Genomic DNA, 5,024 nt, shown 5'->3' on the forward strand with positions numbered 1-5,024 from the left:
GGGTCGGGTCAGTTGCTGCGGCGGATGGCGCGCACCCCGACGATCAGTCCGACAACCGCGACCGCGAGTGCCGATACCCAGCCCCACAGCACAGTGATGTCGCCGAGGTCTCCAGCGAACAGCGCCCGCTCGGCCTGCACGACCCAGTTCACCGGGTTGACCGATGCGACGGCCCGCATCCACTCCGGAGCATCGTCGAGCGGCAGCAGCATCCCCGACAGGATCAGCAGCGGGAAGATCAGCGACTGCTGCACTCCCCAGAACAGCCACTCCCGGTCCTTCGTCGCCAGTGCCAGCGAATACGACAGCGAGCCGAGTCCCACACCGAACACGGCCAACAGCGCCAGCCCGATGAGCAGCCCGGGGATGTCGGCCGCGAAGCCGAACGGCCAGGCGATCAGTACGATCACGAGCGCCTGCACCACGATCGGCGCGATCTCCTTGAGCGCTCGCCCGACCAGCAGCGAGGAGCGGGCGAGCGGGGCGACCAGGGTGCGCTCGTGCGAGCCGGTCATCATCTCGTACTGCAGGTTCGAGCCGGTGGCACCGGTGCCGAACAGCACGATCATCACGAGCACGCCGGGCACGAACCAGGCCAGGGTCTCGCCGGCCGGCTGCCCCGAGTCGCCGATCAGCAGCGGAGCGAACAGCCCGAGGAAGACGAGCGGCTGCAGCAGGCTGAAGATCAGGGTGAACGGATCGCGGACCACGGGCTTGAGCTCGCGCGTCAGCACGTTGCGGGTGTCGCGCGCGAGGTTCGGGCGCACGAGCGTGTCGGTGGTGGTCATGAGAGGACTCCTGTCGTGCTGTTCGCAGCGGTCGTGCTGTTCGCGGAGGTCGTGCTGGTGTCGGCGGAATCGGATGCTTCGCCGGCGGCATCCGCTCCTTCGCCGGCGTCGCGCAGGGTGCGGCCGGTGAGGGCGAGGAACACGTCGTCCAGCGTGGGCGGGACGCCGGTCGCGCGGCGGACGAGGATGCCGGCGGCGTCGAGCTCGCGCACGATCACCGGCAGCAGTCGGTCGCCGTCCTGCACCGCGAGCGAGATGGACTCGCCCTCGACCGTGACCTCGGCGGAGCTGAGGCGAGCGACCACCGCGCGGGCGCTCGCCGCTTCGGCAGCATCCGCGAACCCGAAGGTGAGCACGTCGCCGGCCAGTGTCGCCTTGAGGGAGGCGGCGTCGTCGTCGGCGATGATGCGCCCCTTGTCCATGACCATCACGCGCTCGGCGTAGCGGTCGGCCTCTTCCAGGTAGTGCGTGGTGAGGAAGACCGTGGTGCCGTGCTGCGTGCGCAGGTCGAGGATGTGCTCCCACAGGTTCGCGCGGCTCTGCGGGTCGAGTCCGGTGGAGGGCTCGTCCAGGAAGATCAGCGGCGGTGCGTGCATGAGCCCGAGTGCGATGTCGAGTCGGCGCTTCTGCCCGCCGCTGAGCTGCTGCACGGTCCGCGTCGCGAAGGAGGTGAGGTCGAGCGACTCGATCAGCTCGTCGGCCCGCTTCGCGCTGTCCCTCCGCGTCATCCCGTAGAAGGCGCCCTGGCTCAGCAGTTCGTCGCGCACCCGCTGCGAGAAGCTTCCGCTGGTGAGCTGGCCGACGTAGCCGATGCGGGCGCGGACCCCGGCGGCGTCGGTGCGGATGTCGTGCCCCACCACGCGTGCGCTCCCCGAGGTGGGCGGGATGAGGGTGGTCAGCATCCGCAGGGTGGTCGACTTGCCGGCACCGTTCGGGCCGAGGAAGGCGACGAGCTCGCCGCGCACGGCGGTGAAGGAGACGTCGGTCACGGCATGCACCGGCGTCTTCTTGACGGTGAAGACCTTGGTCAGGCCTTCGGTCTCGATGAGGGATTCGTTCATGGGGAGAGCGTAGGAACCCATGCGGACAGATCCTGTCCGCATGATCTGGCAATCTGAGACGCATGACCGACACCACCTCGCGCGCACTGGCTCTGCTCAATCTGCTGCAGACGCACCGGCACTGGCCGGGGACCGAGCTCGCCACCCGGCTGGGCGTGACCGAGCGCACCGTGCGCCGCGACGTCGACCGGCTGCGCGAGCTCGGGTATCGGGTGGAGTCCTCCCCGGGCGTCGCCGGAGGCTACCGGCTCGAGGCCGGGAGCGCGGTGCCGCCGCTGCTGCTCAACGACGACGAGGCGGTCACGATGGCGATCGGACTGCGGGTCGCCGCCACGCAGCAGCTCGTCGGCGGTCCCGAGGTCACGCTCACGGCACTCGCGAAACTCGAGCAGGTGCTGCCGTCGGCGCTGCGTCAGCGGGTGAACGCGCTCGCCGCGTCGGTGCAGGCGCCGCGCATCGGCGACGGTCCGGTCGTCTCGCCCGAGGTGCTGGGGGAGATCGCGCTCGCCACGCGCGACACCGAGCGGCTGCGGCTGCGATACGTGGATGGCGAAGGGCGCGAGAGCGTGCGCCGGGTCGAGCCGCATGCCCTGGCGCCGGCCGGTCGCAAGTGGTTCGTGCTCTGCTGGGACCTCGACCGCGAGGACTGGCGCACGTTCCGCGTCGACCGCATCGCCGCCGTCGAGCACACGCGCGTACTGTTCGCCCGACGCGACATCACCGAGGAGGAGATCGAGGAGCGCGTGCTGATCGCCTCGTCGTGGTCGCCGCAGAAGGTCGAGGCAGCCGCGGTGATGGAGCTGCCGCTCGCCGAGATGCAGGAGCGCTTCGGTCCCTGGTCGCAGGGAGCGACGGCGGTGGGCGACGACCGCACGCGCTGGCCCTTCGGCGGGTCGGACTGGCGCGAGGCGATGTATGCACTGCTCTGGATCCCCGAGGGTGTCGAGTACGCGGTGGCGCTCGCCGAACCGCACCGAAGCGAGCTGCGCGAGGCCGTCGCCCGGCTGCTGCGCGCCCTCGACACCCCGGAGCCCGATGACGCCGCGTGACCGGCATCCGTCATTGTCCGACTCATAGGGTTATCCCAGGCAACGGTCCTGGCGGGTCAGATCACGGCCGGGTAACGTCATTCCCATCGCGGCGATCCGGGCGGTCCCGGGCCTCAGCTCATACCTGATGGCGTTGCGGGTTCGACTCCCGCCGTCGCGTCCACTTCAGGTCCGCCGTCGGGCGGCACCGTCAGCGGTTCCGTCGCTTCGAACGGATCGTGAGCGCCTGGGACAGCACCACGCAGGCCATCGCGACGACGGTGAACCACAGGGTCGGGCTCAGCACCTCGGTGAGGATCAGCACCGCGCAGGTCAGCCCGAAGAGGGCGCCGAAGGCCATCAGCCCCCAGTGGATGCCGGTGCTGGTTCCGTTGCCTCGCATCCTTCCACCCTGCCAGTCGGGTGCGTCGATGTCGACCGACGAGGGTCTCGAAGAGGCTCTTGCTTGAGCGGGAGTGTGCCGGTCTGGTGGAACAACCGAGCGTCAAATAGGTTTGAAGCAAATGGATCGGGAATGCTCGATCGGCGTTCGGCCTCCGGGAATCTCGGAGGCCTTTCGCTTTTGCGGGCGGACCCTGAGCCGGTTTGCCTGCCGAAGCCCGACGGAGTTCGTCGATGCTCACGGGAAGACCATTCGGAAGCCATCGACCTGGCCCTAAAAAAGCAGGCCCTCCGATCTCTCGGAGGGCCGCGCCCGGTAGTCGAAACATCCGGGTGGTTATGAGTCAAGGATACCTCAGCAGCGGCGTAACTGCTCAGGTTTGTCCGCATCGCAGGGAAAGCTGGTCTCGTCGGTGTGCACCTGCCCCCTCTACAACCCCAACTGATCCAGCCGTTCCTCGAAGCGCACCTGCACGTCTTCGGGCTCGTCGCCCTCGGCATCGGCCCAGATCGCATCCAACTCCTTCTGCACCGAGTCGGGGAGCGCGGCGAACTTCTCGTCCCAGGCGGCGACGGGGGTCCAGTAACCGACGACCTTGAAGCGGGTCGCGGGCAGGCCGAGCTCCTTGCGCAGGTACTTGCGCACGTCGCGCAGCGCCACGGTCTCGCCGGCCACCCACACGTACCCCTTGTCGAGGGGGAGCCGGTCGTCGACGATGCCGCGGACGAGCGGGCCGAGCGCGCTGGGGCCGTGGCCGTTGCCGCCGACCACCCAGGTGACCTCGACGTCGGGGCCGACCTCGAGCGGCACGCGGTCCGCCTCGCTCGGCACCTCGAGCACGACCCGGGTGCGCGCGCCCGACGGCACCTCGGCGATGATGCGTGCCACGGCGGGAAGCCCGGTGAGGTCGGCGACGAGCACCTGCCATGTGATGTCTTCCGGCGGCGAGTAGAGACCGGTCGGGGAGTTCAGACCGAGCACGTGCCCCGGCTCCGCGCGCGCAGCCCACGGCCCCGCGATGCCCGCCTCGTGGATCACGAAGTCGATGTCGAGCTCGCCGGCATCCGGGCGCACACCGCTGATCGTGTACGTGCGCATCGGCGCTTCGGGCGCGCCCTCCGGCGTCTCCCACCAGTCGCCCGCGGGCACGGGAAGCGAGACATCTTTCGGGTCCTCGCCGTGCGGGAAGAACACCCGCACGTACTCGTCGCCGATGCCGGTGCTGAGGAAGTCGGTGATGCCGTCACCGCCGAGTGTGACGCGGACCAGGGTCGGAGTGAGGGTGGTGGTGCTGCTGACGATGCCGCGGTGGATGCTCACGGAGTCTCCGTCTCTGTGGTGGGGGTCTGGCCGGCAGGGGTGTGGCCGGTGGGGGTGTTCGGATGGGGAGCGCTGCGGGTCTGGGCGAGCCAGGAGTCGCGGTAGAGACCCGCCGTGGCGATGAGCTCGTCGTGCGTGCCGCGCTGCGTCGGCCTGCCGTCGGCGAGCACGACGATCTGCTCGGCGGTGACGGCCTGCTGCAGCCGGTGCGCGATGAGCACGGCGGTGCGGCCCTTGCGCAGCGCCGCGATCGCGTGTTCCACGGCTTCGCGGTGATGGAGACCGACGTCGGCGGTGGCCTCGTCGAGGATCACGACGTCGGGGTCGGCGAGGAACGCCCGCGCGACCGCGAGCTGCTGGATGCGTCCCTCGTCGAGCGGCACGGCGGACGCGGATGCGGCACCGCCGTCCCGCTCGGAGACCA

The 5,024-nt window shown here is 69.9% G+C and carries 5 protein-coding genes, 1 tRNA gene and 1 pseudogene; 2 read left to right on the plus strand and 5 right to left on the minus strand.

Features of this window, described 5'->3' with window-relative positions; all coding sequences use genetic code 11:
* Positions 1–8: 8 nt before the first annotated feature.
* Positions 9–788: an ABC transporter permease gene (locus ACNPM4_RS10930; protein ID WP_448985707.1), complete on the minus strand. Its 780-nt coding sequence runs from the start codon at positions 786–788 to the stop codon at positions 9–11.
* On the minus strand, positions 785–1,849 hold the full coding sequence (locus tag ACNPM4_RS10935) for an ABC transporter ATP-binding protein (protein WP_448985708.1): 1,065 nt from the start codon (positions 1,847–1,849) through the stop codon (positions 785–787). Before ACNPM4_RS10935 ends, ACNPM4_RS10930 begins: the two co-directional genes overlap by 4 nt.
* Before the next feature lie 62 nt (positions 1,850–1,911).
* On the opposite strand from ACNPM4_RS10935, the gene ACNPM4_RS10940 reads away from it, so the two are divergent.
* Both ACNPM4_RS10940 and ACNPM4_RS10945 read left to right on the plus strand, forming a co-directional pair.
* A complete protein-coding gene (locus tag ACNPM4_RS10940; protein WP_448985710.1) occupies positions 1,912–2,898 on the plus strand; it encodes a helix-turn-helix transcriptional regulator in 987 nt (328 codons plus the stop codon).
* An 87-nt stretch (positions 2,899–2,985) separates the two neighbouring features.
* Positions 2,986–3,061 (plus strand) — tRNA-Met (locus ACNPM4_RS10945).
* A gap of 27 nt (positions 3,062–3,088) precedes the next feature.
* Here ACNPM4_RS10945 and ACNPM4_RS10950 read toward each other — a convergent pair.
* The 3 genes and pseudogenes from ACNPM4_RS10950 to ACNPM4_RS10960 form a co-directional block, all read right to left on the minus strand.
* Positions 3,089–3,280 (minus strand): hypothetical protein, encoded by a 192-nt coding sequence (locus ACNPM4_RS10950; RefSeq protein WP_167634444.1) that lies wholly within the window; start codon positions 3,278–3,280, stop codon positions 3,089–3,091.
* Positions 3,281–3,709: 429 nt separating this feature from the next.
* Positions 3,710–4,600: a siderophore-interacting protein gene (locus ACNPM4_RS10955; protein WP_448985712.1), complete on the minus strand. Its 891-nt coding sequence runs from the start codon at positions 4,598–4,600 to the stop codon at positions 3,710–3,712.
* Positions 4,597–5,024, minus strand: a pseudogene (locus tag ACNPM4_RS10960) (hypothetical protein); the annotation flags it as partial. The pseudogene ACNPM4_RS10960 and the gene ACNPM4_RS10955, both read right to left, overlap by 4 nt.

It is taken from the genome of Microbacterium umsixpiens (assembly GCF_053543675.1).